This is a genomic window from Sphingopyxis sp. BSNA05, from assembly GCF_013265645.1.
In the GTDB taxonomy this organism is placed as follows: domain Bacteria; phylum Pseudomonadota; class Alphaproteobacteria; order Sphingomonadales; family Sphingomonadaceae; genus Parasphingorhabdus.
Genome location: NZ_PYIA01000060.1, coordinates 1 through 3,954, shown reverse-complemented (window position 1 = coordinate 3,954; position 3,954 = coordinate 1). Strand labels below are relative to the sequence as shown.

4 protein-coding genes are annotated in these 3,954 nt (G+C 50.4%); all 4 read right to left on the bottom strand.

The genetic code is table 11. The features are described 5' to 3' along the window. Positions 1 to 160, bottom strand: a 160-nt coding sequence (locus C8024_RS06805) for a DsbA family protein (RefSeq protein ID WP_173203674.1), incomplete at its 3' end; no start/stop codon positions are given. 2 nt (positions 161 to 162) lie between these two features. Further along, a complete protein-coding gene (locus tag C8024_RS21175) occupies positions 163 to 555 on the bottom strand; it encodes a hypothetical protein (RefSeq protein ID WP_254305663.1) in 393 nt (130 codons plus the stop codon). Positions 556 to 796: 241 nt separating this feature from the next. Next, complete coding sequence (locus C8024_RS21170) at positions 797 to 1,147, bottom strand: dihydrodipicolinate synthase family protein (protein ID WP_254305662.1); 351 nt, start codon at positions 1,145 to 1,147, stop codon at positions 797 to 799. 88 nt (positions 1,148 to 1,235) lie between these two features. Then, positions 1,236 to 3,656, bottom strand: coding sequence for a TonB-dependent receptor (locus C8024_RS06795; protein WP_173203672.1), 2,421 nt, complete (start codon positions 3,654 to 3,656; stop codon positions 1,236 to 1,238). Positions 3,657 to 3,954 lie beyond the last annotated feature (298 nt).

Below are 3,954 nucleotides of genomic sequence, written 5' to 3'. Positions count from 1 at the left end.
CAGTGTTGCCAGCCGCCAGCTTTGCAGCGGGAAGATCTATAGGGTGGTAATCGAGCTTGCATTCAAACTGACGAGCCAAATTGGGAAGTCGTAGATGCGCCAAGTAGGAAAATGGACTCATGAAATCAAAATAGAAGTCAATGATATGGTTGTTCGACATAGTCATTCATCCTCAAGACGCCGGTGTAGTTCACCCCAGCGTCTGCCTGACTCTCGCCCCCCTTCGAGATATGCCTCGGGGATGATCGTGTATGGAGGACGACAAGGACCGGCCTTCATCCAGCCAGCAGTATCCATACGCGCCTTTTCGAGTCCTATATTATAAGAAGAAAAATCCTTGAACGAACCGTTGGGAAAAAGGGTCTGGTAGGTATAGCCAATGTCACCAGTGATCTTTTGCGCTTCGCCCCAAGCACCGGTTTCTTTAGCCTTAGCAACCTCATCACGTAATTTGATGACAGGCGCCGGTCCGCAAACTGCACCACTAGTCCAGAATGCGGTGCAAAACTCCGGATCAATGCGAGCAGCAGCATAATAATCAATATCGATAGGCAAAAACGGATTTTCTTCTGTGATAGCTTCAGATCAGGCACCAGTGCGCCAATTCCGAGATATTTCGCGGTAACAACCTGAGGAATGTCAGAAACCTGAGCCCAGAACGGCCGCGGGAAATCGAATTTGAAGGCTTCGGGATTGGCGTACACACAGATGGCCATCGCAGGGCATGCCTCAGCGACGTCACGGTAAAACTGGACTGCGGTTGGAACATCGGGAGCACACCACATTGGGGGACCGATCATAACGCCATCCACACCGATTTTTCCGCTTCACGTGTTTGCCATATCGTTTCCCGTGTCGAAAGCGAACTAGTCCCTCCGAACACGGGAACGCGGCCACGAGCAGCTTTCACCAGAGCCTCCATGAAATCCCGCTTTTCATCCCAGGTCAGCGTTGCCGCTTCCCCAAGCGAACCGAGTGACAAAATTCCATTGACGCCAGCCTCAATCAATTGTTCGACAACCCGCTTTGTCTCGTCGAGATCAACCGTATCTGAAGCCTTCCAATCGCTTGCGTTAGGTTTTGAGGGCGTAGGCACGATCGCCCATGCACCATGGATATCATCGACTGTTAGTTTGGGGCGGGTCATTTGTTTGGGGCTTTCTATGAAAGATGTGACAGTTAGATATACCTTCGGCGTCTAGATTTGCCGCTAACGACAAGTTTCTTCCTTGAGATCAGTAGCGGAAACCAACTCGCAAGAACCATTCGCGAGGCCGAGAGAATGTTCCGGTAGTTGCTGAGGATTGAGTTAAATCAGAATAACCACCAAGCAAATAGCGCTGATCGCCCAGATTAGTAACACCTGCCGTCAACCGCCAATGCTCGTCAATACCTTCAAACGTGGCACTGGCCCCGAAGACGCTATATCCTTTTTGAAACAACAATGGCGAGTTGATCGCATCTTTGAAATGGGAACCCTTGTAGGTCCAGTCCCCGCGCAGAGTAAGCTTGCCTAAATCTGTTTCAATAACATCGGCATTGAGAGCAGCCGAGGCCGTCCATTTAGGAACGTGAGGAAAACGGCTATTGATCGTAACCGGAGCTGCTGTAGGCGAAACAGTACGATAATAGGCATCAAGATATCCGACACCGCCTTCGAAACGAATACCATCTGCGAGCGACGCCTGCGCCTCAAGCTCAAACCCACGAATTCTGGCTACACCAGCATTGCGGACTTTAGGTGCGATCCCTTCATTCACGACAATCTGAATGTCAGTATAATCAGACTGAAACACTGCTCCATTCAAGCGCAGCCGGCGATCCAGTAACTCCGCCTTGAGGCCTAGCTCATAACTTTCAACAAATTCGGGTGCAAATGCACTGGCGGCTGGTTCCGGAGGGAAAATTCGCTGGGTGAAGCCGCCGCTCTTGAACCCCTTTGAGTAGGAAGCGTAACCCATTATCTCGTCGGTTATCTGGTAGTCAATCGTTACAGCAGGCGTCCATTCCTTCGCCGTGGTCGATACCTCAAACGCTGGCAGGATATGATTTCCTCCAGGATTAAATGTTGGATCAACCACACACCCGGGCTGTGGAGGAATGGTTGGTGTGCTCGATACGAAGCATTGGCTAAGCAACAACAAATCACCTCCTGTTCGATCATCAGAAATGATCTGGCGACTCGGATCAAAACGCTTTGTTTCGTTGGTGTAGCGCAGGCCGGGAGTGATCGAGAGGCGATCGGTGACATCGACGGTGAATTGCAGATAGGCCGCATAACTGTCGTTGTCGATGTCGCCGCCACTGACGAAATCGGCAAAGGCAAAGGTCAGGATGTTATCGTCAAATCCTGTTTCCTTCAGATAATAGAGACCCGCTGTATACTTTACTACATCATCAAACAATGAACCGGTAAACTGGAACTCCTGCGAGAACTGCTCCTGGCTGATATTGTTGAAGCTTTCTCCGAGTGGAATTGGCGAGCCGTCGAAATCGAAAGAAAAACTAGATTCCATTTCGCGGTAGGCCGTAATAGATTTAACTGTGACTGGCCCCAACTCCCAATCAACCGTCAAATTTGTGCCCCAGAGATCAAAGTCGGAAACGTTGCGATTGGATGCCCATGTTTCGTCAATATCGTTCGTAAGCCACTGGTCGGTGTAGCAATTTGGCAGATCGGGTGCCGGTGCGCCCACCGCGCCGCACTGCCCGCCCTGAAGAACCTTGTTCCAGAAGAAGCTCTGAAAGCCGCCAACCCCTGGCGCTATACCTTCATTCACTTCAAGCAAGGTATTAGCCGAAGATTGCTCGCGCCGCCGATTAGCATCAAACGACAGCTGAGCCGTAAGCGTGTCTGTCAATTCTGCTTTTATCGCAATACGGCCACCGAGTGAGTCAGAATTCCCGTGACGTCCGCCATCAGAAAGTCTGCGCTGATACCCATCGCGCGTATTAAGTCCGATCGTTGCTCGCACAGCTACCCTATCGGAGAGCGGAACGTTAATCATTCCACGAGCGTCAAATCGGTTAAAGCGCCCCGTAGCCAGTTCGCCTTCAAGTTCAAAAATATCAGACGGAGGGTTGGAATTTACGATGACCGCTCCGCCAATCGTATTTTTGCCGAAAAGCGTACCTTGAGGTCCACGCAAAATCTGTACGCTCTGAACATCACCCAAATCGAGCAGCGCGCCAGCCGTCCGAGCAATATACACCCCATCATAGTATAAACCAACACCCGGATCGACCGTGATATTGAAGTCCGTTTGCCCAACACCGCGAATAAACGTGGTGATTGAGGCACTGCTCCCGGATATATTAGCGACCGGCTCCAAGCTCACATTGGGTGCAAATCGGCCAAGATCACCCACATTATTAACTTGTCGATCAGCAAGATCTTTGCCGCTGAATGCGGTGATGGAAATCGGTGTATCCTGAAGATTCTCATTGCGCTTACGCGCGGTGACGATAATTACACCAAGACCATCGGATTGCTCGATCGTAGAAACTTCCTCGGAATCCTGAGCATCATTGATAGCAGTGTCCTGTGCGTAAGCATTGGTTGCAACTGAAAGCGCCAGAACAGACGTCAGTGTCCAGCGGACACCGGCGGCCGACATTTTGGAATAAGATCGACAGGCCTTTAAATTATTCGACATAAAACTTCCTCCCACTTCATTATAATCGCGATACTAAAGATCACGTTTGAACCATATCGTACGCGCTTCGTCAGAGGTCGAATCGGCACCTTCGGCCCCGCATACTATAAAGCAGATAGTGCCCTACAGATGACTATTTACAATACGCCAAACTAAATATTGAATATCACCACTGGGAATAATGCACTTTGCGCTGTACGTCGCGCTCTTCCTTCTTGGTCATCGATACATCTCCTTCCTGCTTCAGGAATCTGCAGAAGATGTCTCACGAGATGGGGTGGTTGCCGCTGAACCGCCC

Bases quoted from the DNA above. Each gene is read 5' to 3' on its own strand.
- C8024_RS21170 (WP_254305662.1), bottom strand. From the start codon at position 1,147: ATGACCCGCCCCAAACTAACAGTCGATGATATCCATGGTGCATGGGCG.
- C8024_RS06795 (WP_173203672.1), bottom strand. From the start codon at position 3,656: ATGTCGAATAATTTAAAGGCCTGTCGATCTTATTCCAAAATGTCGGCC.